The sequence below is a fragment of the Sphingorhabdus sp. EL138 genome (assembly GCF_945890115.1).
Taxonomy (GTDB): domain Bacteria; phylum Pseudomonadota; class Alphaproteobacteria; order Sphingomonadales; family Sphingomonadaceae; genus Sphingorhabdus_B.
The window spans coordinates 12,360-34,741 of the sequence record NZ_CAMDCK010000001.1; the positions used below are offsets into that span (position 1 = coordinate 12,360).

Sequence of the window (22,382 nt, forward strand, 5' to 3'; positions counted from 1 at the left end):
ATTTTGCAGGAAAACCGATGAGCTATTCCAATAATTTGGGCCTATATGTTGACGGCAGCTGGCGCACGGGCGAAGGCCGCGACACGCATTTGGTCATCAATCCAGCCACGGGCGAGACGTTAGCCGAATTACCGTTGGCGACGGCTGCTGACCTTGATGAGGCACTGGCCGCAACAGCAAAGGGCTTTGCCCATTGGCGCAGCGTCGACGTTAATGCCCGTTCCGCCATATTGCATAAGGTCGCTGACCATATTCGCGAACGTGCAGAGCCAATCGCGGTCATGCTTACCACTGAACAGGGCAAGCCGCTAGCCGAAGCGCGCGCGGAGGTGCTGTCCTGTGCCGCGCAATTCGACTATTTCGCAGAAGAAGCCAAACGCAGCTATGGGCGCGTGCTGGTGCGGCCAACGGGGCAGCGGGCGTTGGTCTTGAAACAACCCGTCGGGCCAGTGGCAGCCTTTTCGCCGTGGAACTTCCCAGTCAACCTGATGTGCAAGAAAATGGCGGCTGCGTTAGCAGCAGGATGCTCCATCATCGCCAAACCGCCGGAAGAAACACCCGCCAGCACCAGCGCAATCATGCAATGCGTCATTGACGGGGGCGTGCCGGGTAATGTCGCGCAATTGGTCTATGGCGTACCCGACATGGTCAGCCGCCATTTGATAGCGTCGCCCATCATCCGCAAGGTCAGCTTCACTGGCTCGGTCCCCGTTGGTAAACATCTGCTCAAGCTTGCCGCTGATGGCGTGAAACGGACCACCATGGAACTGGGCGGTCATGCACCCGTGCTGATTTTCGACGATTGCGACCTTGAAAAAGCCATCACCTTATCCGCCGCCACCAAGTTCCGCAACGCGGGCCAAGTGTGCATTTCGCCAACACGTTTCTATGTGCAAGAGGGCGTTTATGAACGCTTCGTGGCTGGCTTTGCCGCGCATACGATGAAGGTTCAGGTCGGCAATGGCCTCGACGCAGGCACCGACATGGGCCCTTTGGCCAACGGACGGCGACCGTCGGCAATCGCGGCCTTAGTCGAGGATGCTACATCAAAGGGTGCAAAGCTACTGACCGGCGGATCGCGCGGCGATCATGGCTTTTTCTTTACGCCAACGGTGCTGTCCGATGTGCCGATGTCGGCCAAAGTGATGGATGATGAACCCTTTGGTCCCGTTGCATTGATGCGGCCATTCAAGACCTTTGACGAAGCTATTGAACAGGCCAATCGCCTGCCCTTCGGCCTTGCCGCTTATGCTTTCACCGAAAATGCACGTCAGGCTAACCTCGTCGCCGACGCGCTGGATACAGGGATGGTTGGCCTCAACAGCTTTGTGATCTCGATGCCTGATGCGCCCTTTGGCGGCGTGAAAGAATCCGGCTTTGGCAGTGAGGGCGGTCCCGAGGGGCTTGATAGCTATTATGTGACCAAGGCAGTCCACCAATATTGATAAAGCGACCGCTGTATCTATGCGCCGGCTTGCTGGCCGTGGCCCTTGGCGCGGTCGGCATTGCCCTGCCTTTGCTGCCGACGGTGCCGTTCATGATCTTGGCCGCATTCTGCTTTGCGCGGAGTAGCCCGGCACTTGAGGCGCGGCTGTTGAACCACCCGAGATTTGGACCTCATCTTATGGCGTGGCGGGAAAAGGGCGCCATTAGTAGGCGCGGAAAATGGTCGGCGACCATCGCATTTGGTGTCAGTATCGCCATCGGCTTTGCCGCTTTGGCGTTGCCATGGTCGCTTGTGCCCGTTGGAGCAGCCGTGCTTTGCCTTGGTTGGATTTGGCCTAAGCCGGAGGCTTAGGGTCCTGACCCTAAATGGCGGCGTCGCGGACAATCGCCGTCCCGGCCGCGCGCTGTTTTTTCAGATCAGCCTTCAACTTGGCTGGGTCGCGCGCCAAGACGAAGCCAAAGCTCACCCCGCCTTCCTTGCCAATAGTGGCATGGTGCAGCTTGTGCGCCTGTACCAAACGTTTCGCATAGCCACTGCGCGGGACATATTTGAAATAGCGTTGATGCACGAGGCCATCGTGGATGACCGTGTAAATGATGCCGTAAAACAGGACTCCAAGGCCGATCCATGTCGCGGGTTCCCACGCGTCGTTGCCAAGCACTAAAGGGCTGCCAATCGCGAATAGCGAAATGCTGGTCGCTGCGCCCACGATGCCATAAAGATCGTTCTTTTCCAGTGCATTATCATGCGGTTCATGATGGTCGCGGTGCCAGCCCCAACCCCAACCATGCATGATATATTTATGGCTAGACCAGGCCACCCATTCCATGACAAAGACCGTTGCAAGCACGATAAAAATGATGCTGAAAATGCTCATAATAACCCTAATAGACGCAATGTTTTCAATTTTGAAGTGCAACCAGCGTTGCCTCACTTGATTTAGCTGCAATCGCTTCTATGGCATTTTTATTATGTCAGCACCGCAAACATTGTACGAAAAAATCTGGAACGCTCATGTCGTGGAGCAACGCGACGATGGAACGTGCCTGATCTTTATCGACCGTCATCTTGTCCACGAAGTTACCAGCCCGCAAGCCTTTGAAGGCCTTCGCGTCGCCGGACGCCAGGTGCGGCGGCCAGACCTGACTTTGGCCGTGCCGGATCATAATCTTCCAACTACGGCGCGTTTAGACGCCAACGGCAACAATATCCCGATTGCTGACCCCGAAAGCGCGCAGCAATTGGAAGCACTGGAACGTAACGCGCCGGAGTTCGGTATCTCGTATATTGACGCCACCGACGTGAAGCAGGGCATAGTCCACGTCGTCGGTCCGGAACAAGGTTTTTCCTTGCCCGGAACGACAATTGTCTGCGGGGATAGCCATACCGCCTGTCATGGCGGACTGGGCGCATTGGCCTTTGGCATTGGCACGTCAGAGGTCGAACATGTTTTGGCGACACAAACACTTCAACTTAGCCGGTCCAAGTCGATGGAAGTCCGCGTTGAGGGCGAACTTGGCCCTGGCGTTTCGGCCAAAGACGTTGTGCTGCATATCACCGGCGTGCTGGGCGCGTCTGGTGGGACGGGCCATGTCATCGAATATACAGGCGCCGTCATTCGCGCACTCAGCATTGAGGGCCGCTTGACCATTTCCAACATGGCAATCGAACATGGCGCGCGCGCTGGCTTGGTCGCGCCTGACGATGTGACTTATGCCTATCTGAAGGGTCGCCCGATGGCCCCCAAGGGCGGCGATTGGGACGCAGCTGTCGCTTATTGGCGTTCACTCGCAACCGATATAGACGCAGTCTATGACAAGGTCGTCACCATCAGCGCCGCCGACATCGCGCCAAGCGTCACTTGGGGCACGAGCCCAGAGGATGTGTTGCCGATTACAGGCGTCGTTCCCGATCCGTCGACCTTTGCCGATCCATCGAAGCAAGCCGCGGCCCAAAAATCACTGGACTATATGGGACTTACCCCCGGCATGCCGATGACCGACATATCGGTGGAAAATATCTTCATCGGTAGTTGCACCAATAGCCGGATTGAAGATCTGCGCGCTGCTGCAGCCGTGCTGAAAGGCCGCAAAAAGGCGGATAATGTCAAATGGGCAATTGTCGTTCCCGGCAGCGGCCTAGTGAAGCAGCAGGCTGAGGCGGAAGGTCTTGACCGCATATTCATCGATGCCGGTCTTGAATGGCGCGAACCGGGTTGTTCAGCCTGCTTGGGGATGAATCCCGACAAGGTACCTGCCGGAGAGCGTTGCGCATCCACCAGCAACCGCAATTTTGTGGGACGGCAAGGCCCCGGCGCCCGCACGCATTTGGTCAGCCCGGCTATGGCCGCAGCTGCAGCCATCACTGGAAGGCTTACCGATGTGCGCGCATTTATGGACTAACATATAATAGCACGATTTGCCGTTGCGCGTTCAACCTTGCGCAAAGATAAGCTATTCTCTTTACTAGTCACAGAAGCCAAAGCTAAGGTTTAGTCCATCAAGGAAGAGACATATGACCGATAAAAAATCCGATGGCGACGCCAAATGGTCGACCACAGCAAAAGTTGGTGCAGCCGTAGGGTCAGCTGCGTTGGTGGCTGCATTATTATATGCCGGACGGCGCAGCCTGACCCAGAAAAAGGGCAAGCTTGAACCTATATCCCCGGAGCCCGAAGTCGAGCCAATCCGTCAAAATCAACCCAAAACGGGAACGGACTAAACCTATGCAGCCTATCAGCAGCGTTAAGGGCAAGGCCTATCCGCTTGGGCTGAAAAATGTCGACACCGACATTATCATTCCGGCCGCGTGGCTCAAAACCATAAGCCGGTCCGGGCTTGGCAAAGGCGCGTTTCAAACACTGCGCGGCGTGGCGGGCAATGTATTTGATGATCCGGCATATGCAGGCGCGCCAATATTAATCGCTGGCGACAATTTTGGGTGCGGGTCAAGCCGCGAACATGCCGCTTGGGCTATGGCCGATTTGGGTATTTCGGCTGTTATAGCGCCAAGTTTCTCCGACATATTTTCCGGCAACGCCTTCAAAAATGGTCTATTAGCTATCGTCCTGCCGCAAGAAGCCATAGACCGCCTGATGGACGTGGCGAAGACCGATGAGATCCATATCGATCTGGAAACGCAGACAGTCACCACGCCGTTTCAGGACCGCTTTGCATTTGAAATCGACCCCTTTCGCAAACATTGCCTGATCAACGGCGTCGATGAAATCGGCCTCACGCTCAAAAGCAGCGACGCCATTTCGGCCTATGAAAACAAGATTTCGGCAAGCCAGTCCTGGCTGTCGCCCAACCAAGCCTAGGAGAGAGACATGCGCGCCTTATTATCAACCGCCAGCGGCGGCCCCGAAACGCTCGTTACGGGCGAACTGCCTGAACCAGTCGCTGGTCCTGGCCAAGTCGTTGTTGCGGTAAAAGCATGCTCGATCAACTTTCCTGACACGTTGATGATTGTCGACCTGTATCAGTTTAAACCCGAGCGCCCCTTTGCCCCCGGCGGCGAAATCGCTGGTATCGTCGAAGCCATTGGCGAAGGCGTTAGCGGATTTGCCATTGGCGACCGCGTGATAGGGCTGTGCGGCAATGGCGGGCTGACTGAAAAGGTCGCGGTTGCGGCGTTCAACTGCTTCAAAATGCCCGACGCCATGTCTTTTGACGATGGTGCGTCGTTGCTGATGACATATGGCACATCGATTCATGCGCTGAAAGATCGCGGTCATATGAAGGCTGGCGACAATGTCTTGGTCCTCGGTGGGGCTGGCGGCATTGGCATTTCGGCGATTGAGCTGGCCAAAGCTTATGGTGGCCGCGTGGTCGCTGGTGTTTCGAGCGAAGCCAAAGCCAAAATAGCAAGAGAGGCCGGCGCCGATGAAGTTGTGGTTTACCCCCATCAGCCCTTCGATAAGGATCAATCCAAGGCCGTGGCCGAAATGTTCAAGGCCGCCGCTGGCCGCGATGGCTTCAACATCATTTATGACACAGTCGGCGGAGATTATAGCGAGCCTGCGGTGCGCGCCATTGCATGGGAAGGCAAGTTTCTGGTCGTTGGCTTCCCCGCGGGCATCGCCAAGCTGCCGTTAAACTTGACATTGCTGAAAAGCTGCGACGTTTGCGGCGTCTTCTGGGGCGCCTTTGCCGCGCGTACGCCACATAAGAACCACGCCAACGTCTCGGAATTGTTCGATCTTTATGCCGCGGGCAAAATCAAGCCACGTATTTCGGAGACGTTCGCACTGGCCGATGCTGGGACCGCGATTGCCCGGCTTGGTGACCGCGCGGCTGTCGGGAAGCTGGTGGTGCACATTTGACGTGCATCAGCCTTGTTGATTGTACGCAAAGCCATTATCTTGGGCAGACAACAGATAGGAACTGCAACATGACAAGTTTCGACAACCGCGAGACCGCTTTTGAAAACAAGTTTGCGCATGACGCAGAAACGCAGTTCAAGATAACCGCCCGCCGGAACAAGCTGCTTGGGCACTGGGCCGCCGAAAAAATGGGTCTTACGCCAGAAGAGACCGCAGCTTACGCCACTTCCGTCGTGCAAGCGGACTTTGAAGAAGCTGGCGACGAAGATGTTGTGCGCAAGCTGCTAGGTGATTTGACGTCGGCAGGTGTTGAAATTGACGATGCCATGATTCGTGGCGCGCTTGAGGACAAAATGGTCGAAGCGCGTCGCCAGTTTATCGAGCCAGCCTAATGGCAATGCAGGCAGACGAAATTGAAGGCATGATCAAGGCCGCTTTGCCCGATGCCTTGGTGGAGATTACCGACCTTGCCGGTGACGGCAACCATTATGCCGCGCGTGTAGTGAGCGAAAGCTTTCGCGGGCTACCCCGCGTAAAACAGCATAAGGCGGTTTACGACGCGCTGGGCGGACGGATGGGCGGCGTTTTGCATGCCTTGCAGCTCACGACAGCCATTCCTCATAATTAGAATTTTTGGAGTATTATACATGAGCGTTCACGAACGGATCGAAGAGATCGTCAAAGGTAATAATGTTGTTCTGTTTATGAAGGGCAGCCCCCTGTTTCCGCAATGCGGTTTTTCGAGCAAGGCGATAGCCATTCTTGACCATCTCAACGTCGCTTATGAAAGCGTCGATGTGCTGCAAGACATGGAAATCCGTGCTGCTATTAAAGATTATAGCGATTGGCCAACAATCCCGCAGCTTTATGTTAAGGGCGAATTTCTGGGCGGTTCCGATATCATGATGGAAATGTACGACGCGGGCGAACTACAGGAGCTCGTGCAAACCGAGGGCCTTGCAAAGCCAGCATAAGCGGTAGGATGCATTAGAACTTCATGTGACGCGCTGACGCGTCGCATGAAGGTTTCTTGTCTGGCCATCATGCGGCGATTGTTCCGGCTTTCTCGACGCGCTGGATATGCGGCAACAGCCAATGCAGCCAGCCCAAAGCCAGTAAATAAGACGCTGCAGCAAAGATAAACAGGGGCGTGAAACCCAACCCCGCCGCCAAAGCGGTACCTGTCACCAGCTGGATCAAGGCGCCGCCCATGTTGCCCATGAATGCGCCAAAAGCGGTAACGCGCCCAACCTTGCCGCGCGGTACGACGTCGGTGATGATCGAGAATATCGACAACGAAAAGCCCTGATGCCCCGCCATCACCACGCCCATCATAATCGCCACGGGCCAGAATGAATCCAACGTGAGAACGAAGGGCAATGGCACCACAATGGCAGCCGACCCAAACATGATCGTCTTGCGCACGCGGTTGACGCTCCATCCCGCTTCCAAAAGCCGTGTTGATAACCAGCCTGCGAACAGTGCGCCTGCCCCCGACCCGAAAAAGGCTATCGCCAGCGGAATCGCCAGCTCGCCTGTGGTCAGGCCAAATTCCTTGCGATAAAAATCCGGCAGCCAGAAATTGATGAGCCACCAAGTCGCGTCGGACAACATTTTGGCAATCACGATTGCCCACGTACGCCGTTCCATCAATATGGGACCATAAGGCGCACCATCATCGGCAAAATCCCGATGGACGTCTTCGGCCTTATCATCAAACTTCACCCCACGCGCTAACCACAGCCACAGCGCCAGCGTTATAAAACCGCCAACCCCGCCAAAGATAAGCGCGCCGCGCCATCCCCAAATAGCGGCGATCACGGGGATGAAAAACGGCATGGTGATTGTGCCAATCCCGGCAATCGCTGTGCCCACACCAAAAGCGAACGAGCGCTTGTCCGGAGGAAAAAGCGTGGCGACGGTCTTAATGGTCAGCGGCGTCTGCACAGCCTCCGTCGCGCCAAGGCCGATGCGGGCAGCCACAACTTGCCAGCCAGCTATGGCCCAGCCATGCGCCATCGCCGCAAGGCTCCACGTGGTAACGCCAGCTATCATTGAACGCAGCACGCCAATTCTATCAACGAGCCACCCGGTGAACAAGAAAGACAGCGCTGCTGCAACCTGCGTTACAAAGGCGAGATTGGCAAAATCGGTATCGCTCCAACCGAGGTCAGCCGAAATGTCAGGCTTCAGAATCGCGATGACTGGCCGGTCTATGGCATTGAAAATGCCGGCAACACACAACAGCCCAAACAATGTCCAGCGCAGCGTCGGCGTGATTCGCTTCATGTCGCTTCACCACACTGCATCATTGTCTCCGCTCGGTCGATTGCGCATCGCGCTTTATGCTGGAACTACTCGCGGACTTGCCTATAGAAGGGCATATGACACCGCAAGACATAAACGCGAATTACATCGCTGACCTCTACGGCGAAACCTACCTCGCAGAGGATAATCCTGCGCGCGCCAAAAGGTTGTTGATCAGCGCTCTGTTTCCGGGACTTGCGGTCGTCGGCATTGCCTCAATCGCCGCAACTTGGTTTTCCGAACATTATGGCATGCCTGTCATGCTGGCGGGTTTATTGCTTGGCCTTGCACTCAATTTTGTGTCGGCAGAACAAAAGGTGCATCCTGGGCTTGATTTCTGCGGCACGTCCTGCTTGCGCTGGGGCATCGTACTGTTGGGCACACAAGTTACCGCGCTGCAAATTGGCGGACTTGGTGCGCTCGCATTTTTGGGGCTGATTGGCATTATGTCTTTGGTCATGGGGGCTGGACTTTTAGGCGCGCGGTTGGGCGGGCAAAGCCGCTATGCAGGCTGGCTAGCCGGCGGCGCGACCGCCATTTGCGGTGCGTCCGCAGCTTTGGCGATTTACGCGGTCATTGGGCGTGAGCGCCTTAACCAGTCGCAGTTTACGCTCATTCTCGTTGGCGTGACCTTGGCAAGCGCGGTCGCCATGTCATTCTATCCGCTGATTGCCGCGCAGCTCAATTTCACCGACAGGCAAGCTGGCTTCTTGATGGGTGCTGCGGTGCATGATGTCGCGCAATCTCTGGGTGGCGGCTATAGCTTCTCCCAATCGGCGGGCGAGACTGCGACAATTGTAAAACTGTCTCGCGTCGCGCTCCTCGCACCTGCCGTGGCGCTTGTCGGGCTTGCTATTGGGTCAAGCGATGGACGCCCCAGAAGCTTGGTTTCCAAACTCAAATTGCCTTGGTTCATCATCGCCTTCTTTGTTGCTGTTGCCGTAAATTCCATTATGGACGCGCCCGACTGGGTGGCGGAATATGGCTTGATGGCTTCCAAGGCGATGTTATTGTTTGCAGTCACAGCTACGGCGATGCGGTCACGGCTTGATCTGCTGCTTACGCAAGGGTGGCGGGCGCTGCTTCCGGTGATGCTGGCGACCGCTACCGCCTTTGTGACCGCGGCGGCATTTGCATGGGCGTTTTTATGAACCAGATGATCTATGATTTGGCCGTTATTGGCGGTGGTATTAACGGCGCGGGTATCGCACGTGACGCCGCTGGCAGGGGCGCGAAAGTCATCTTGCTTGAACGTGGGGATTTGGCCCGGGGCACGTCTTCTGCCTCGACGAAGCTCATTCATGGCGGGCTGCGCTATCTTGAACATTATGAATTTGCGTTGGTCCGCGAATCGTTGATTGAGCGTGAACGTTTGTGGGCGATTGCGCCGCATATCATCTGGCCACTGCGCTTCATTTTGCCGCATCAAAAGGGGATTCGTCCAGCGTGGCTCGTGCGGCTTGGCTTGTTTTTGTACGACCATATTGGTGGCCGGAAACTGCTGCCCGCCACGCGCACGGTCGATCTGAAAACAGCGGCAGCAGGAAAGCCGCTTCGGCCCGAATTTGTGAAGGCGTTTGAATATTCGGACTGCTGGGTCGATGACGCCCGCTTGGTCGTGTTGAACGCGATGGACGCCGCTGAACATGCAGCAGATATTCGCACCCGCTGCGAAGTTACGCATCTCGAGCGTCGCGATGGATTATGGCATATAGAAGTTGCAGGACAAGAACCCGTGCTGGCGCGCGCGGTTGCCAATGCGGCGGGGCCAGCGGTGCTGGACTTGCTGGCACGGACGACAGGGCATGACCGGCCATCCGGTGGCACAATCCGCTTGGTAAGAGGATCGCATATCGTGGTCCAAAAAATGTTCGACACGCCGCAAGCCTATTTCTGTCAAAACCCCGACGGCCGCATATTCTTCGCCATTCCTTATGAGGACGACTTCACCCTCATAGGGACGACTGATGCCGATCATACAGGTTCGCTCGATGACATTCACGCGACTGCAGAAGAGATTGCGTATATCTGCGCGTCAGCTGCGGCTTATTTTAAGCAATCCATCACGCCTGCCGATGCGCTGTACAGCTTTGCAGGCGTCCGGCCATTAGTCGACGACGGCTCAGGCAAACCGGAAACAGCGTCGCGCGGATATCATTTCGAACTGGATGTTGATGCGGACGGAACGGCACCGATCCTCTCGGTCTTTGGCGGCAAGATAACCACCTATCGGCATCTGGCCGAGAGCGCAGTCGAGCGGCTTTCGAAGCATTTGGCCGCACTCAAAGGCGAAAGCTGGACATTGCGTCAGTCCTTGCCGGGCGGGGATTTTCCAATTGATGGTGCCAATCGCCTCGCTTCGGATATTCAGCAGGCGCATGCCTATTTGCCCGCCGCACTCGTTCACCGTTGGGTGCGAAGCTACGGAACAAAGACCCGTGCTTTTTTATCAAACGCCAGCGGACTTGCCGATTTAGGCACGGATTTTGGACATGGCCTATATGCGGTTGAGGCGGATTATCTCGTCGATCACGAATGGGCGCAATCCGCCGAGGATATATTATGGCGGCGCAGTAAGCTGGGTTTGCGTTTCAACACGGCAGAGGCCCAGACGTTAGAGGATTATGTTGTTAGCCGTCGACGCCACTAGGGACCAATCCCTACTCAAAGCGACTTAGGCCATTTCCCCGCTACAGAGTCCTTTCTGGCTTGATTTCCGTGCATAAAGGGACCATCTGCCCCTAATCGGAGTAAATTTATCTGATTAGGGGACGCAAGATGCGTTTGTCGAATATGGCCGATTATGCAGTGGTGATCATGAGCGCAGCTTCGCGCCATTGCGGTTTTGCGCGCGTATCGGCGACTGATCTTGCCGCCGAAACTGGGTTGGCCCTGCCGACAGCGCAAAAGCTGGTGAGTATATTGACAAAGGCGGGCCTGTTGCGCTCGGCCCGTGGCACAGGCGGCGGCATCACGCTTGCCCGTCCCGCCGCCGCAATCACCATTGCCGATATCATTGAAGCTGTCGAAGGTCCGATTGCGCTGACCACATGTTGCGATTCGCACAAGCACGCAATGGGACAGCATTGCGTGAAGGAAGGCAGCTGCAACGTCCAAGCGCACTGGCCAATGGTCAATAATGCGGTGCGCGGTGCGTTGGCACAAATCAATTTGGCGGGATTAACGCGATGAACGAAGACATGGACATCAAGGATAAGGCAGCTTGGGATGCCGCAGATCGTGTCGCGGATTATGAGCATGGTTGGTCATCGGACATCGAAACCGACTTCGCACCAAAGGGCCTGACCGAGGATACCGTCCGCTTTATCTCCGCCAAAAAAAATGAGCCCGAATGGATGCTCGAATGGCGCCTAAAGGCGTTCGCAAGCTGGAAAACCATGACGCCGCCCGATTGGGCCAAGCTCAACGTGCAGCCCATCGATTATCAGGACGCCTATTATTATGCCGAGCCAAAGGCTAAGCCAAAGCTTGGGTCGCTGGATGAGGTCGATCCTGAAATCCTGCGCATTTATGAAAAGCTGGGTATTCCAATTGCCGAACAAGAAGTGCTGGCCGGCGTCGAAGGCGCGCGCCGCGTCGCGGTAGACGCCGTTTTTGACAGCGTCTCGGTCGCCACCACTTTTCGCGCCGAATTGGAGCGCGCAGGCGTCATCTTCCGCAGCATATCGGAGGCAATTAAGGAATATCCGGAGCTGGTGAAAAAATGGCTCGGTAAGATTGTGCCGATGCACGACAATTATTTCGCGACATTGAATTGCGCGGTCTTTTCCGACGGGACTTTCGTTTACATTCCCGAAGGCGTGCGGTGCCCGATGGAGCTTAGCACCTATTTCCGCATTAACGCGGAAAACACAGGGCAGTTCGAACGCACGTTGATTATCGCCGATAAGGATAGCTATGTTAGCTATCTTGAAGGCTGCACCGCGCCAATGCGTGACGAAAACCAGTTGCATGCCGCTGTTGTTGAACTCGTTGCGCTCGACGATGCCGAAATCAAATATTCGACCGTGCAAAACTGGTATCCCGGCGATGCAGAGGGCAAGGGCGGCATCTATAATTTCGTGACCAAGCGCGCTTTGTGTCAGGGCAAGAATAGCAAGGTGTCTTGGACTCAAGTCGAAACCGGCAGCGCAGTGACGTGGAAATATCCAAGCTGCGTTTTGAACGGTGAGAATAGCGTGGGCGAATTTTACTCGGTTGCGGTAACCAACAATTATCAGCAAGCCGACACTGGCACCAAGATGATCCACAATGGCAAAGGCAGCCGCTCGACCATTGTCAGTAAGGGCATCAGCGCCGGCCACAGCAATAACACCTATCGCGGCCTCGTCCGCGTCGCACCCAATGCCGAAGGCGTGCGCAACTTCACCCAGTGCGATTCGCTGCTGCTGGGGTCCTTAAGCGGCGCGCACACTGTGCCCTATATCGAAGTGCGCAACCCCAGCGCGCAGATTGAACATGAAGCAACGACGAGCAAGATTTCCGACGACCAGATGTTCTACGCAATGGCCCGCGGCCTGAATGCGGAGGAAGCGGTGACGTTGATCGTCAACGGCTTTGCCAAGGAAGTGTTGCAGCAACTGCCCATGGAATTTGCGGTTGAGGCGCAGAAGTTGTTGGGGATTAGTTTAGAGGGCTCGGTTGGATGAGCCAACCAGCAGGCAATGATCGAATAAAGCTTTGATGGAAAAAAGAAGTAACATGCTACAAATAACTAACCTCCACGCCAATGTTGGCGACAAGCCTATTCTTAAGGGCCTGACACTGTCACTGAACGCAGGTGAAATCCACGCGATCATGGGGCCGAATGGTGCGGGCAAATCAACGCTCGGTTATGTGCTCTCCGGCCGACCTGGCTATGAAGTGACTGAGGGTGAGATAACCTTTAACGGACAAGACCTACTCGGCCTTGAACCGCATGAACGCGCCGCCGCTGGCTTGTTTTTGGGCTTCCAATATCCCGTCGAAATTCCAGGCGTATCAAATGTCCAGTTTCTACGTGAAGCATTGAATGCGCAGCGCAAGAACCGTGGTGAGGCACCTTTATCCGGCGCAGAATTCCTGAAAGTAGCGCGCGAGCAAGCGGGCGCGCTTGGCATGGATATGGACATGCTCAAGCGCCCGGTAAATGTCGGCTTTTCCGGCGGTGAAAAGAAGCGCAACGAAATGGTGCAAATGGGCATCATCAACCCCGCGATCGCGATCTTGGATGAAACCGACAGCGGCCTCGACATCGACGCATTGCGCATCGTCGGCGACGGCATCAACCGCATCATGCGCAAGCCCGACAAGGCCGTGTTGCTGATCACGCATTATCAGCGGCTTCTTGATTATGTGAAGCCCGACTTCGTCCATGTGCTTGATGGCGGCCGCATCACGCGGAGCGGCGGACCTGAACTCGCGCTTGAGCTGGAGCGCGACGGGTATAAGGAATTGGCGGCATGATTCTTGCCGTTGCCTTTATCCAACACCGTCATGCTGAACTTGTTTCAGCATCTATCGTGCCGATCAAGCCGAAGAGTATAGAAGCGAAATGGACCCTGAAACAAGTTCAGGGTGACGGAGTGTGGGAGTGACTGCCTTGCTCCCTACCCGCCACGATGAAGCATGGCGCTACAGCGACATTGCCGCTGTCGAGGCAGCATGGCCCTTACCTGCGCCTGAAAGCATTATCGTGCCTGCAGGCGGGGCTTTTGCGCGGACGATTGTTCAGGACAGTGGCGCAATCCACCAGCTTGAAATCGCCATCGGCAAAGGCGCAAGAGCGGCAATCCACATCCTTAACATCGGCGGCGAATATGGTCGCGTGGAGTTGAACGTCACCTTGCATGAGCAGGCCGATTTCAAACTGGGCGCAGTCCAAATTGGCGGCGGCACCCAAAATCTCGAGATCGTCACGACTGTCACCCACGCCGAACCCAAAGCAACATCGTCGCAGATCGTGCGATCGGTCCTCGCGGGAACCGCAACTGGAACCTATTTAGGTAAGGTCGCCGTTGCGCGCGATGCGCAACTGACCGACAGCGTGCAGTCGGTGAAGGCCATGTTGCTAGACCGCAGCGCGACCGCCAATGCAAAGCCCGAACTCGAAATCTACGCCGACGATGTCAAATGTGCGCATGGTTGTGCCATTGGTGAGTTGGACCCGATGGGGCTGTTCTATTTGCAAGCCCGCGGCATTGCGCCAGCGGATGCAAAGAAGTTGATGTTGCAAGCCTTTGTCGCCGGCGTGTTTGAAGGTGCGGCGGATGAAGAAATGCTAACCGAGGCGGCGCTTAAGAAATTAGGGGAATTGGTGTGAGTGCACTATTCCCTCTAAATCGTCGTCACCCTGAACTGGTTTCACCTGTGGTGACTTACGTTCCAGGGTCTATTTTGCCTCTCATCCCCTCGGTCTCGGTTACACGATGGATGCTGAAACAAGTTCAGCATGACGGTGTTTTGGTATGCTGAAATCCACTTCACCCATCCGCGACCAATTCCCCGGCCTTGCTAACAACTGGCATTATCTGGACACCGCCGCGACAGCGCAAAAGCCGCAGGTCGTTCTGGACGCGATGATGCGTGCAGGCGGCGTGGATTATGCCACCGTCCATCGCGGCGTCTATGCACGGTCGGCGAATATGACCGTTGCGTTTGAGGCAGCGCGAGCCCGTGTGGCGCGCTTCATGGGCGCGGCTTCGTCCGATGAGATTGTGTTTGTACGCGGTGCGACCGAGGGCATCAACCTCGTCGCGCAAAGCTGGGGAACAGCCAACCTGACGGCGGGCGACCGTATCATGCTCAGCCAATTGGAGCATCACAGCAACATCGTGCCATGGCAGATGGTCGCCGAGAAGGTTGGGGCGCATATCGATGTCTGTCCCTTGACTGCGGACGGCCAAATCGACCTTGATTGGTTAGAGACGCATTTGACGCCAGCGCACAAGATGGTCGCGTTGGCGCATGTGTCGAACGTGCTTGGCTCGGTGCTTGACGCCCGCCGGGTCGCGAACGCCGCGCATGCGGTTGGTGCAAAATTCTTGCTCGACGGCTGCCAGGCCGCGCCGCGCATGCATCTGGACATGGCGGCGTTGGATTGCGATTTCTATGTCATGTCGGGGCACAAATTATACGGCCCGACCGGCCTTGGCGTATTGTGGGCAAAGGCCGAAACGCTGAATGCGATGCCCCCTTATCAGGGCGGCGGCGCGATGATTGATCGGGTGACGTTTGAAAAGACGACCTACGCCCCTGCCCCTTCACGGTTTGAGGCAGGGACGCCCATGATCATTGAGGTAATTGGCCTGCATGCCGCTATTGATTTCATCGATAGCTTTGGCCCCGACGCTATATTTGCACATGAAAGTGCATTGGCCGCACAGACGCGCGATGCCTTGCGTGCGATCAATTCGATCACTTTATACGGCCCTGAACAATCAGCAGGGATAGTCTCCTTCTCGATGGAGGGCGTGCATCCGCACGACATCGGGACAATATTGGACGAAGAAAATGTCGCCATTCGCGCTGGCCACCATTGTGCGCAGCCGTTGATGGACCATTTGGGCGTACCTGCCACCGCGCGGGCGAGCTTTGGAATTTATAATGATGAAGATGATGTCGCGGCTCTGGTGCGCGGCCTCGAACGGGTGAAGAGGATTTTTGGATGAACGAGAACATCCGCATACAAGAAGTTGAAAGCGTAGAGAAGCCGCCAAAGGCGCGGGTCGAAAGCGCAACTGACACGTCCGAACGCAAGAAGGATTATCTGGAAGGCTTCCTCGCGCAAAAGCCCGCCGCGCCCGCGCCAAGCGAACCCGATGGTGATTTGTATGAGGCGGTGATTGCTGCGCTCAAGGAAATATATGACCCCGAAATTCCGGTGAATATTTACGACCTTGGCCTGATTTACAATGTCGAGATCAACGATGGCCATGCTGTCGTTTCGATGACACTGACGACGCCGAATTGCCCGGTTGCAGAATCGATGCCCGGCGAAGTTGAACTGCGCGTGGGCGCGGTGCCCGGCATCGGCGACGCCGAAGTGAATTTGGTGTGGGAGCCCGCATGGAGCCCAGCCAATATGACTGATGAAGCCCGTTTGGAGCTTGGAATGTTATGACCGAACTGAAAACACGCGCTCGCCCTGCGGCAGTTATGCTCACAGCGGCATCCGAAACGCGCATTGCCGAACTGATGTCCAAGGCACCCGAAGGCGCCATCGGCGTGAAGCTGTCCACCCCGCGCCGTGGCTGTTCAGGCCTTGCTTACTCGGTCGATTATGTGACTGAGGCCGTCGCGTTCGACGAGAAAATCGAAACCCCCGGAGGCGTGTTGTATATTGATGGCGGCTCCGTGCTGTATCTCGTCGGTTCAATCATGGATTGGGTCGAGGATGAATTTGCCGCTGGCTTTGTGTTTACGAATCCCAATGCGACGGGAAGTTGCGGCTGCGGCGAAAGCTTCACCGTTTAAAAATCAAACTGCAGACGAAACGCAAAGCCAACATCATCGGGTGCGTTTTCGAAATGCCCCGGTTCCTGCCGCCAGAACAGATTTGACGAGAAATGGCCGCCATAAATCGGCACGCCCCATACAAGCTCGCTGGCAATCTCCTGCCCCTTTGGTGCCAGCGAAATCTGGCGGACCGCAAATGTCGTCCCAAGCGTTGCATAATCATACGCCACAGGCAGATTGAGCGCGAGCCCGCCACGCGTTACGCGCAAGGGTTGGGCTATACGCAACGCAATTCGGTCATGGCTGGTCAGGACATTGCCGCCCGACAGGTCCAGCGAAAAGGCATTGCTTTGCATCAGGCTCTGGCCGGTCAGTGACGCGCCGGCATTGGCGTTGGTCCATCCCTGCCGCCAGCTTGCGCCAAGCGACCATGCGCCAATCAATGTGACATCAGCCCGGCCGTCAACAAACAGGCTGCGCGCACCATTTTGGCCAATGAAGTTAGCGAAGCGAGCACCCAGAATGGTTTGGTCTTCGCGCATCCAATTTGCACCAACAGCGACTTTGGCAGGGCCAATCTGCCGATCTAGCGATACGCCGACGGAGGAATAAGGATAGCGATTATGACCCTCACGCATAAACGTCGCGCCGCCGCGTTCGAACACACGTGCCTGGCCTGCCTCAACGCTGCCTGTCACGCCGAAGCGCCCAAGTTGATGACGCAACGCGAAAGATTGATCCGGTGCGCGTTCAAAACCGCCGTCAATCTGCGCATCGGTCGCGGTGAGAAACGAAGCCCCCGAGTTGCCCTGCAATGCCGCAACTTGGCCTGCGGCCGCTTGGCGGATACCAAGGCTAAACCGGGTGTCGCGTGCAATAGCGGCACTGACGCGGCCCGCCAAAATACGCGCTTGGTTCTGCTGCCCATTGGAAAGAGGTAATGGCGAAAGGCCCAAGCTTCTGGCGTTGCTGGCGCTGATTGAAAAGGCGAGTTGGGTTGTTCCGCGCGACATGCTGACGGATCGTCCCTGATCCACCAAAACAGGCATTAGCCGAAGACGTGGCGCGCTCGCGCTTAGCCCTTCGGCAATGTTGATGTCATATGCACGGCCATAGCCGTCCAGCACCACCGCATTTACGGACATAGGGGACACCGCAGCGTCACCCATGGCCGCTGAGGTTGTCCCGCCATTTCCGTTCAGCATAACGGCCATATTTGTACCAGCCAGCGACGTTGTTCCCGCGGGCGCAAAGGCGCGACCAATGTCCAATATGCCGCGTCCGTAAATCGCATCGGTGTCAGGAATTCCCGCATCACGTGCGGACGTCAGCAGCAGGTTCACAATCTGTGCGCCGGTTAAGTTCGGAAAGGCTTGCGCCAGCAAAGCTGCGGCACCAGCGATCTGTGGCGCGGCATAGGACGTGCCATTGAACACGCGCACAGAGGTCCCATCATTCGTAACTAAGCGGTAAATAGTGTCGTTGCGATATTCGCAGCAGATGCTTTGGCCTAAAGCGGACAACACCGCGTTCTGTGCAACCCCCGCCTTGTTGCTGAATTTTGTTAGGATACCATTGTCATCAACAGCGGTGGCAATGATGACAAGCCCGTTGCCATTGGCCAATAATGATTGTGCAAAGGGGCTTGGGCTATTCGGGTCAAATGCGGGATCGAACTCATTCCCCTCATTTCCTGCTGACACGACTACTATAACGCCAGCAGATGTCGCGCGTTCTATCGCGGTGCGCAGCGTGCTACTCGCGCCGCTCGCCCCACCGAGCGAAATACTAATGACGCGGGCTTTATTGTCTACGGCGCGATCAACGCCAGCGGCAATGGCAGAATCGAAGAACACACACCCCGCTTCGTTCACGCCCTGAGCCGTTGGGGCGCAGCTTCCCGCTTGATCGGCGCGCAACGCCAATATTGTCGCGTTAAAAGCCATGCCGTGGACATCGCGATCATCCTTAGCGGCAGCCAAAACGCGCGAAACGCTTGTGCCGTGACCATCATCGTCGCCAAGCGGCCGACCCGCGCCTGTGACATCCCCCGACTGGGCATGGATTCGGCCCGCAAATTCGTGGCTATTTGGCTCAATCCCTGAATCAATGATGCCAACAGTAACCCCGCGCCCACTAGCGCCCGCTTGATAGGCCGTGATCGCCCGATGAAAATCTGGTCCATCCGAGCGGAGATATTCCGATGTTACAAAACTTGTCGTTGGCGCAGGCGGCCGCAGAGGCGGCGCTGGAGGCGGCGTACGTGGGGTTGCTGGCGGCGCAGGTGGCACGTCCGCTGTGGGGGAAGGCGGCAAGGGTGTCGAACCTACCCCACCTCCGCCGCAAGCAGACAGCGCGAGTGCAAAAAGGACGGAGCTACCGATCGCAATTTTACGACTAATGCGTGGTTCGGGCATAAAGATACGACTTTCAGCGATTAAATTGATACTTAAGCACCATTGGCGCTAACTTAACCTAAGGTTACCGTTGAGTATAGATGGGTTTCTGGCTAGGTGGCCGGATGCATTTATCTTTCAACAACATCGACAATTGGATTTTTGATCTAGACCTTACCCTTTACGGGCCAGAGGCGAATATTATGGCGCAAGTTAGGGACCGAATTGCGTTATATGTTGAAAGGTTTTTCAACATCGATTCTGATGCTGCACACCAAATTAGGCACGCTTATTGGAAAAAATATGGCACCACGCTGGGCGGATTGATGACCGAACATGCGGTCGACCCGCATGGGTATCTTGATTTCGTCCATGATGTGGACATGGCCCTGTTGCAGCCCGCCGCTGATTTACGGCGACAGATCGAAGCTTTACCAGGGCGCAAATTGATTTTCACAAACGCAGATGCGCCTTACGCCCAACGGGTTCTGACCGCGCGCGGCCTTGATGGCGTGTTTGAGGATATATTCGACATTCACCGGATGCAGCATCTGCCAAAGCCGGCATCTGCGAGTTATGACAGGCTATGCACTGAGCTGAATATCGATCCGACCCGTGCACTTTTTCTCGAGGACTCGGCCTATAATCTTGCTCCAGCAAAGGCCTTGGGCATGACAACTATTTGGGTGAATCACGACGTCGAAGCTGATAGCAGCGGTGCAGAACCATTTATTGATCATGAGATTGCCGACGTAAGCGCATGGCTTTCCTCGCTACACGCCATTGAAAGAACGATATGACTGACCAACTTGCCAAGATCATTGATGCCGCATGGGACGCACGCGACAGCATTTCCAGCGCGACCCAAGGCGAAGTGCGCGAAGCGGTGCAGACGGCCTTGGCTGGCCTAGATGATGGGTCGTTCCGCGTGGCTGAGAAGCTGTCGGGCAGTTGGCAGGTCCACCAGTATTTGAAAAAAGCTGTGCTTTTGTCGTTCCGCCTGAATGACAATGTTTTGGTCGATGGCGGGGCGTCCGGTGCGCCTGCTTATGACAAGGTTCCGTCTAAATTCGGCGGTTGGGATGCCGACCGTTTCCGCAATGCAGGTTTCCGCGTCGTGCCCGGGGCCGTGGCCCGACATGGCAGCTATATCGGCAAAAACGTCATCCTGATGCCCAGCTTTGTCAACATTGGCGCGCGCGTGGATGATGGGACGATGATCGACACATGGGCTACCGTCGGCAGTTGCGCCCAAATCGGCAAGAATGTGCATTTGTCCGGTGGCGTTGGCATTGGCGGCGTTTTGGAACCACTTCAGGCCGGGCCAGTGATCATCGAAGACAATTGCTTCATTGGTGCGCGGTCGGAGGTTGTCGAAGGCGTGATCGTCGAAGAAGGCGCCGTGCTATCCATGGGCGTGTTTATCAGTTCAACCAGCAAGATTATTGATCGCACAACAGGCGAGATATTTGTTGGCCGCGTCCCCGCTTACTCGGTCGTGGTGCCAGGCTCGATCCCCGGAAAAGCCTTGCCTGATGGCAGCCCCGGACCCAATTTGTCCTGTGCCGTCATTGTCAAACGCGTCGATGCGCAGACCCGCGCAAAGACAGCCATCAACGACCTGTTGAGGGATTAACTCGACGAGCCGAGTGTCTTGTGTCGCAATCATCTTGCAATTCGGACTGAATCGCTCCATAACAGCTAGGCGGACCGGGCCCCTCTGACGCTCGCTTCTTCGGAAGGAACGTGATGTCGGCCGCATCGGATGTTTCCGGTGCAGTGGTCAGGCGGTCTTCAAATACCCCCGAAATACGTTTGGCCATGCCCGGAACATCCGATTGAACTCAAACTATGTTCAAAGAGGATGAGCTATGACATTTTCGGCATTTCGATTGATGCAATATCACCAGAGGATTGACCGCGAATTGCGCGCCGAAATCACCCGGCGTTGGCCAGATATTTTTCGCGTTCAAAAACTAAAGCGGCTTAAGCTGGCAATCAAGGATCGTCTTGAAGGCCAAGCCAAAGCATCTTCGCGGCGGCCATTGCATCTTAACAAAATCTAATATTTGAAACTTAGCCACCGCGCGGATTGTCGTCCGCGTGGTGCATCGCATACTGTAAAACAGGGAATATTTCATGGAATTTTTGACAATGGACTGGTTGGGGACACCAGTCTGGTTTTGGCTCGCTTTTCTAAGCATTGTTGTGGCGTTGACAGCCTTTGACCTTGGCATCCTGCATAAGGAGGACAAGGAAATGGGCATCGCAGAAAGCCTGAAACTGTCCGCTTTCTATATCAGCATCGCCATGCTGTTCGGCATCTGGGTCTGGTTCCAAAAAGGCGCCGAGATGGGCATGCAATATTATACGGGCTTTTTCATCGAAAAGGCGCTGTCGATCGATAATGTCTTCGTCATCAGCCTGATTTTCACCTTCTTCGCGATTCCGCGCAAATATCAATATCGGGCGCTTTTGTGGGGCATTATCGCAGTCATTGTGTTGCGCGGCCTCATGATCGCGGCTGGCGCGGCCATTGTGCAGGAATATTATTGGACGCTCTACATCTTCGCAGCCTTCCTCATCGGAACGGGCATCAAGATGCTGTTCAGCGGTGACCAGGAAATGGACGTCGCCAAGAACCCGGTGGTCAAATATATCTCAACACATATGCGCGTGACCAAAGAGCTCCATGACGAGAAGTTCTTCGTCAAGGTGCCTGACGAGAAGACGGGCAAGATGGTGCGTGCGGCCACGCCCTTATTCTTGGCGCTGGTCGTCATCAACTTGGCCGACTTGGTGTTTGCCGTAGACTCGGTGCCAGCGATCTTTGCAATCACCACGGATACCTTCATTGTCTATACGTCGAACATCATGGCGATTTTGGGCCTGCGCGCTTTGTATTTCGCCTTAGCGGCGATGGTGCATCGTTTCCATTATCTGAAATACGCACTGGCGCTGGTTTTGGTCTTCATCGGGTCGAAGATCTTCGTGTCGGACTTCCTCATGGCCGGCGACAAGTTCCCGCCAGTGTTGAGCCTTGGCGTGACCTTCGCGCTTATCCTTGGCGGCATCCTGTTTTCCCTCTGGAAAACCAAAGGTGACAGCCAATCGCACGTGCCGCATTGATTAACGCCGGTCTTTTGTTGGTGCGTTAAAGTCGGACGGTTTGTTGGCTATCCAGTCGACAAACCGTCCGATTTCGTCATGCGCTAATAAAGCGTCCACAGTGGCGAAGCGTTTTTCGAGATCGCTGTTGGTGAAATTGGCGTGGATGGTCCGGTGGCAAATCGGGTGCACCGGTTGCCGCTCTTTCCCACCCCGGCTTTTCGGCACGGGATGATGCCATTCGGTCACATTGCCCATTGGGCGCGCGCAGAGCCAACAGCTCAATTCCGGCTCTGCTGACGCTTCGTCCGCTTCGTAATGATCGCGAATTTTGCGCGCCATA

At 55.8% G+C, this 22,382-nt stretch carries 27 protein-coding genes; 23 read left to right on the plus strand and 4 right to left on the minus strand.

The features are described 5' to 3' along the window. Positions 1-17 precede the first annotated feature (17 nt). Together Q0O07_RS00080 and Q0O07_RS00085 are read left to right on the plus strand one after the other, a co-directional pair. A complete protein-coding gene (locus Q0O07_RS00080) occupies positions 18-1,445 on the plus strand; it encodes an NAD-dependent succinate-semialdehyde dehydrogenase (protein WP_295489004.1) in 1,428 nt (475 codons plus the stop codon). Next, positions 1,445-1,798, plus strand: a complete 354-nt coding sequence (locus Q0O07_RS00085) for a YbaN family protein (protein WP_295489294.1) — start codon at positions 1,445-1,447, stop codon at positions 1,796-1,798. The genes Q0O07_RS00080 and Q0O07_RS00085 overlap by 1 nt, the downstream gene beginning before the upstream one ends. A gap of 10 nt (positions 1,799-1,808) precedes the next feature. Here Q0O07_RS00085 and Q0O07_RS00090 read toward each other — a convergent pair whose 3' ends face one another. After that, positions 1,809-2,324 carry a sterol desaturase family protein gene (locus Q0O07_RS00090; RefSeq protein WP_295489005.1) on the minus strand — a complete coding sequence of 172 codons (516 nt, stop codon included), beginning with the start codon at positions 2,322-2,324 and terminating at the stop codon, positions 1,809-1,811. A gap of 94 nt (positions 2,325-2,418) precedes the next feature. Between Q0O07_RS00090 and leuC the strand changes: the two genes are divergently transcribed. From leuC to grxD, 7 genes are all read left to right on the plus strand, one after another. Next, positions 2,419-3,849: a 3-isopropylmalate dehydratase large subunit gene (leuC, locus tag Q0O07_RS00095; RefSeq protein WP_295489006.1), complete on the plus strand. Its 1,431-nt coding sequence runs from the start codon at positions 2,419-2,421 to the stop codon at positions 3,847-3,849. Positions 3,850-3,961: 112 nt separating this feature from the next. After that, positions 3,962-4,168 carry an isopropylmalate isomerase gene (locus tag Q0O07_RS00100; RefSeq protein WP_295489007.1) on the plus strand — a complete coding sequence of 69 codons (207 nt, stop codon included), beginning with the start codon at positions 3,962-3,964 and terminating at the stop codon, positions 4,166-4,168. 4 nt (positions 4,169-4,172) lie between these two features. Continuing rightward, positions 4,173-4,766, plus strand: coding sequence for a 3-isopropylmalate dehydratase small subunit (leuD, locus tag Q0O07_RS00105; protein WP_295489009.1), 594 nt, complete (start codon positions 4,173-4,175; stop codon positions 4,764-4,766). Between the two features lie 9 nt (positions 4,767-4,775). Continuing rightward, the gene (locus Q0O07_RS00110; protein WP_295489011.1) at positions 4,776-5,771 is read left to right on the plus strand and encodes an NADPH:quinone oxidoreductase family protein; all 996 of its coding nucleotides are present in this window, start codon (positions 4,776-4,778) and stop codon (positions 5,769-5,771) included. A 68-nt stretch (positions 5,772-5,839) separates the two neighbouring features. Next, the gene (locus tag Q0O07_RS00115) at positions 5,840-6,163 is read left to right on the plus strand and encodes a DUF1476 domain-containing protein (RefSeq protein WP_295489013.1); all 324 of its coding nucleotides are present in this window, start codon (positions 5,840-5,842) and stop codon (positions 6,161-6,163) included. Beyond that, positions 6,163-6,399: a BolA family transcriptional regulator gene (locus Q0O07_RS00120; protein WP_295489015.1), complete on the plus strand. Its 237-nt coding sequence runs from the start codon at positions 6,163-6,165 to the stop codon at positions 6,397-6,399. The genes Q0O07_RS00115 and Q0O07_RS00120 overlap by 1 nt, the downstream gene beginning before the upstream one ends. 19 nt (positions 6,400-6,418) lie before the next feature. Continuing rightward, positions 6,419-6,745 (plus strand): Grx4 family monothiol glutaredoxin, encoded by a 327-nt coding sequence (gene grxD, locus Q0O07_RS00125; RefSeq protein WP_295489016.1) that lies wholly within the window; start codon positions 6,419-6,421, stop codon positions 6,743-6,745. 67 nt (positions 6,746-6,812) lie between these two features. Here grxD and Q0O07_RS00130 read toward each other — a convergent pair whose 3' ends face one another. Beyond that, positions 6,813-8,060: an MFS transporter gene (locus Q0O07_RS00130; protein WP_295489018.1), complete on the minus strand. Its 1,248-nt coding sequence runs from the start codon at positions 8,058-8,060 to the stop codon at positions 6,813-6,815. 95 nt (positions 8,061-8,155) lie between these two features. On the opposite strand from Q0O07_RS00130, the gene Q0O07_RS00135 reads away from it, so the two are divergent. The 10 genes from Q0O07_RS00135 to Q0O07_RS00180 all read left to right on the plus strand — a co-directional run bounded on the left by Q0O07_RS00135 (position 8,156) and on the right by Q0O07_RS00180 (position 16,553). Beyond that, positions 8,156-9,229, plus strand: coding sequence for a putative sulfate exporter family transporter (locus Q0O07_RS00135; RefSeq protein WP_295489020.1), 1,074 nt, complete (start codon positions 8,156-8,158; stop codon positions 9,227-9,229). Further along, on the plus strand, positions 9,226-10,728 hold the full coding sequence (gene glpD, locus Q0O07_RS00140) for a glycerol-3-phosphate dehydrogenase (RefSeq protein WP_295489022.1): 1,503 nt from the start codon (positions 9,226-9,228) through the stop codon (positions 10,726-10,728). The genes Q0O07_RS00135 and glpD overlap by 4 nt, the downstream gene beginning before the upstream one ends. 128 nt (positions 10,729-10,856) lie before the next feature. Beyond that, positions 10,857-11,270, plus strand: coding sequence for an SUF system Fe-S cluster assembly regulator (locus tag Q0O07_RS00145; protein ID WP_295489023.1), 414 nt, complete (start codon positions 10,857-10,859; stop codon positions 11,268-11,270). After that, entirely contained in the window at positions 11,267-12,748 is a 1,482-nt protein-coding gene (gene sufB, locus Q0O07_RS00150) for a Fe-S cluster assembly protein SufB (protein ID WP_295489025.1), read from the plus strand. The genes Q0O07_RS00145 and sufB overlap by 4 nt, the downstream gene beginning before the upstream one ends. 52 nt (positions 12,749-12,800) lie before the next feature. Beyond that, positions 12,801-13,544 (plus strand): Fe-S cluster assembly ATPase SufC, encoded by a 744-nt coding sequence (gene sufC / locus Q0O07_RS00155; RefSeq protein WP_295489026.1) that lies wholly within the window; start codon positions 12,801-12,803, stop codon positions 13,542-13,544. Then, positions 13,541-13,675, plus strand: coding sequence for a hypothetical protein (locus tag Q0O07_RS00160; protein ID WP_295489028.1), 135 nt, complete (start codon positions 13,541-13,543; stop codon positions 13,673-13,675). The genes sufC and Q0O07_RS00160 overlap by 4 nt, the downstream gene beginning before the upstream one ends. Continuing rightward, the gene (locus Q0O07_RS00165; RefSeq protein ID WP_295489029.1) at positions 13,672-14,400 is read left to right on the plus strand and encodes a SufD family Fe-S cluster assembly protein; all 729 of its coding nucleotides are present in this window, start codon (positions 13,672-13,674) and stop codon (positions 14,398-14,400) included. Before Q0O07_RS00160 ends, Q0O07_RS00165 begins: the two co-directional genes overlap by 4 nt. Before the next feature lie 145 nt (positions 14,401-14,545). After that, positions 14,546-15,748, plus strand: a complete 1,203-nt coding sequence (locus Q0O07_RS00170; RefSeq protein ID WP_295489030.1) for an aminotransferase class V-fold PLP-dependent enzyme — start codon at positions 14,546-14,548, stop codon at positions 15,746-15,748. After that, positions 15,745-16,200, plus strand: coding sequence for an SUF system Fe-S cluster assembly protein (locus tag Q0O07_RS00175; RefSeq protein WP_295489032.1), 456 nt, complete (start codon positions 15,745-15,747; stop codon positions 16,198-16,200). Before Q0O07_RS00170 ends, Q0O07_RS00175 begins: the two co-directional genes overlap by 4 nt. Then, entirely contained in the window at positions 16,197-16,553 is a 357-nt protein-coding gene (locus Q0O07_RS00180; RefSeq protein WP_295489035.1) for an iron-sulfur cluster assembly accessory protein, read from the plus strand. The genes Q0O07_RS00175 and Q0O07_RS00180 overlap by 4 nt, the downstream gene beginning before the upstream one ends. On the opposite strand, the gene Q0O07_RS00185 is transcribed toward Q0O07_RS00180, so the two are convergent. Then, positions 16,550-18,952 (minus strand): S8 family peptidase, encoded by a 2,403-nt coding sequence (locus tag Q0O07_RS00185; protein WP_295489037.1) that lies wholly within the window; start codon positions 18,950-18,952, stop codon positions 16,550-16,552. The two genes, Q0O07_RS00180 and Q0O07_RS00185, sit on opposite strands and share 4 nt — an antisense overlap. A 104-nt stretch (positions 18,953-19,056) precedes the next feature. On the opposite strand from Q0O07_RS00185, the gene Q0O07_RS00190 reads away from it, so the two are divergent. From Q0O07_RS00190 to Q0O07_RS00205, 4 genes are all read left to right on the plus strand, one after another. Further along, positions 19,057-19,731: a pyrimidine 5'-nucleotidase gene (locus Q0O07_RS00190; RefSeq protein WP_295489038.1), complete on the plus strand. Its 675-nt coding sequence runs from the start codon at positions 19,057-19,059 to the stop codon at positions 19,729-19,731. Further along, complete coding sequence (gene dapD, locus Q0O07_RS00195; RefSeq protein WP_295489039.1) at positions 19,728-20,567, plus strand: 2,3,4,5-tetrahydropyridine-2,6-dicarboxylate N-succinyltransferase; 840 nt, start codon at positions 19,728-19,730, stop codon at positions 20,565-20,567. The genes Q0O07_RS00190 and dapD overlap by 4 nt, the downstream gene beginning before the upstream one ends. A 235-nt stretch (positions 20,568-20,802) precedes the next feature. Further along, the gene (locus Q0O07_RS00200) at positions 20,803-20,997 is read left to right on the plus strand and encodes a YdcH family protein (protein WP_295489040.1); all 195 of its coding nucleotides are present in this window, start codon (positions 20,803-20,805) and stop codon (positions 20,995-20,997) included. A 73-nt stretch (positions 20,998-21,070) separates the two neighbouring features. Continuing rightward, complete coding sequence (locus Q0O07_RS00205) at positions 21,071-22,060, plus strand: TerC family protein (protein WP_295489041.1); 990 nt, start codon at positions 21,071-21,073, stop codon at positions 22,058-22,060. On the opposite strand, the gene Q0O07_RS00210 is transcribed toward Q0O07_RS00205, so the two are convergent. Further along, positions 22,061-22,381: an HNH endonuclease gene (locus Q0O07_RS00210; protein WP_295489043.1), complete on the minus strand. Its 321-nt coding sequence runs from the start codon at positions 22,379-22,381 to the stop codon at positions 22,061-22,063. Position 22,382 lies beyond the last annotated feature (1 nt).

What these genes read in the sequence shown, in the direction of transcription:
- Q0O07_RS00190 (WP_295489038.1), top strand. Translation starts at nt 19,057, where the DNA reads ATGCATTTATCTTTCAACAACATCGACAATTGGATTTTTGATCTAGAC.
- glpD (WP_295489022.1), top strand. Translation starts at nt 9,226, where the DNA reads ATGAACCAGATGATCTATGATTTGGCCGTTATTGGCGGTGGTATTAAC.
- sufB (WP_295489025.1), top strand. Translation starts at nt 11,267, where the DNA reads ATGAACGAAGACATGGACATCAAGGATAAGGCAGCTTGGGATGCCGCA.
- Q0O07_RS00170 (WP_295489030.1), top strand. Translation starts at nt 14,546, where the DNA reads ATGCTGAAATCCACTTCACCCATCCGCGACCAATTCCCCGGCCTTGCT.
- Q0O07_RS00210 (WP_295489043.1), bottom strand. Translation starts at nt 22,381, where the DNA reads ATGGCGCGCAAAATTCGCGATCATTACGAAGCGGACGAAGCGTCAGCA.
- dapD (WP_295489039.1), top strand. Translation starts at nt 19,728, where the DNA reads ATGACTGACCAACTTGCCAAGATCATTGATGCCGCATGGGACGCACGC.
- Q0O07_RS00145 (WP_295489023.1), top strand. Translation starts at nt 10,857, where the DNA reads ATGCGTTTGTCGAATATGGCCGATTATGCAGTGGTGATCATGAGCGCA.
- Q0O07_RS00100 (WP_295489007.1), top strand. Translation starts at nt 3,962, where the DNA reads ATGACCGATAAAAAATCCGATGGCGACGCCAAATGGTCGACCACAGCA.
- leuC (WP_295489006.1), top strand. Translation starts at nt 2,419, where the DNA reads ATGTCAGCACCGCAAACATTGTACGAAAAAATCTGGAACGCTCATGTC.
- Q0O07_RS00185 (WP_295489037.1), bottom strand. Translation starts at nt 18,952, where the DNA reads ATGCCCGAACCACGCATTAGTCGTAAAATTGCGATCGGTAGCTCCGTC.
- Q0O07_RS00115 (WP_295489013.1), top strand. Translation starts at nt 5,840, where the DNA reads ATGACAAGTTTCGACAACCGCGAGACCGCTTTTGAAAACAAGTTTGCG.
- Q0O07_RS00200 (WP_295489040.1), top strand. Translation starts at nt 20,803, where the DNA reads ATGACATTTTCGGCATTTCGATTGATGCAATATCACCAGAGGATTGAC.
- Q0O07_RS00120 (WP_295489015.1), top strand. Translation starts at nt 6,163, where the DNA reads ATGGCAATGCAGGCAGACGAAATTGAAGGCATGATCAAGGCCGCTTTG.
- leuD (WP_295489009.1), top strand. Translation starts at nt 4,173, where the DNA reads ATGCAGCCTATCAGCAGCGTTAAGGGCAAGGCCTATCCGCTTGGGCTG.
- Q0O07_RS00130 (WP_295489018.1), bottom strand. Translation starts at nt 8,060, where the DNA reads ATGAAGCGAATCACGCCGACGCTGCGCTGGACATTGTTTGGGCTGTTG.
- sufC (WP_295489026.1), top strand. Translation starts at nt 12,801, where the DNA reads ATGCTACAAATAACTAACCTCCACGCCAATGTTGGCGACAAGCCTATT.
- Q0O07_RS00090 (WP_295489005.1), bottom strand. Translation starts at nt 2,324, where the DNA reads ATGAGCATTTTCAGCATCATTTTTATCGTGCTTGCAACGGTCTTTGTC.
- Q0O07_RS00205 (WP_295489041.1), top strand. Translation starts at nt 21,071, where the DNA reads ATGGAATTTTTGACAATGGACTGGTTGGGGACACCAGTCTGGTTTTGG.
- Q0O07_RS00160 (WP_295489028.1), top strand. Translation starts at nt 13,541, where the DNA reads ATGATTCTTGCCGTTGCCTTTATCCAACACCGTCATGCTGAACTTGTT.
- Q0O07_RS00080 (WP_295489004.1), top strand. Translation starts at nt 18, where the DNA reads ATGAGCTATTCCAATAATTTGGGCCTATATGTTGACGGCAGCTGGCGC.
- grxD (WP_295489016.1), top strand. Translation starts at nt 6,419, where the DNA reads ATGAGCGTTCACGAACGGATCGAAGAGATCGTCAAAGGTAATAATGTT.
- Q0O07_RS00135 (WP_295489020.1), top strand. Translation starts at nt 8,156, where the DNA reads ATGACACCGCAAGACATAAACGCGAATTACATCGCTGACCTCTACGGC.
- Q0O07_RS00175 (WP_295489032.1), top strand. Translation starts at nt 15,745, where the DNA reads ATGAACGAGAACATCCGCATACAAGAAGTTGAAAGCGTAGAGAAGCCG.
- Q0O07_RS00110 (WP_295489011.1), top strand. Translation starts at nt 4,776, where the DNA reads ATGCGCGCCTTATTATCAACCGCCAGCGGCGGCCCCGAAACGCTCGTT.
- Q0O07_RS00180 (WP_295489035.1), top strand. Translation starts at nt 16,197, where the DNA reads ATGACCGAACTGAAAACACGCGCTCGCCCTGCGGCAGTTATGCTCACA.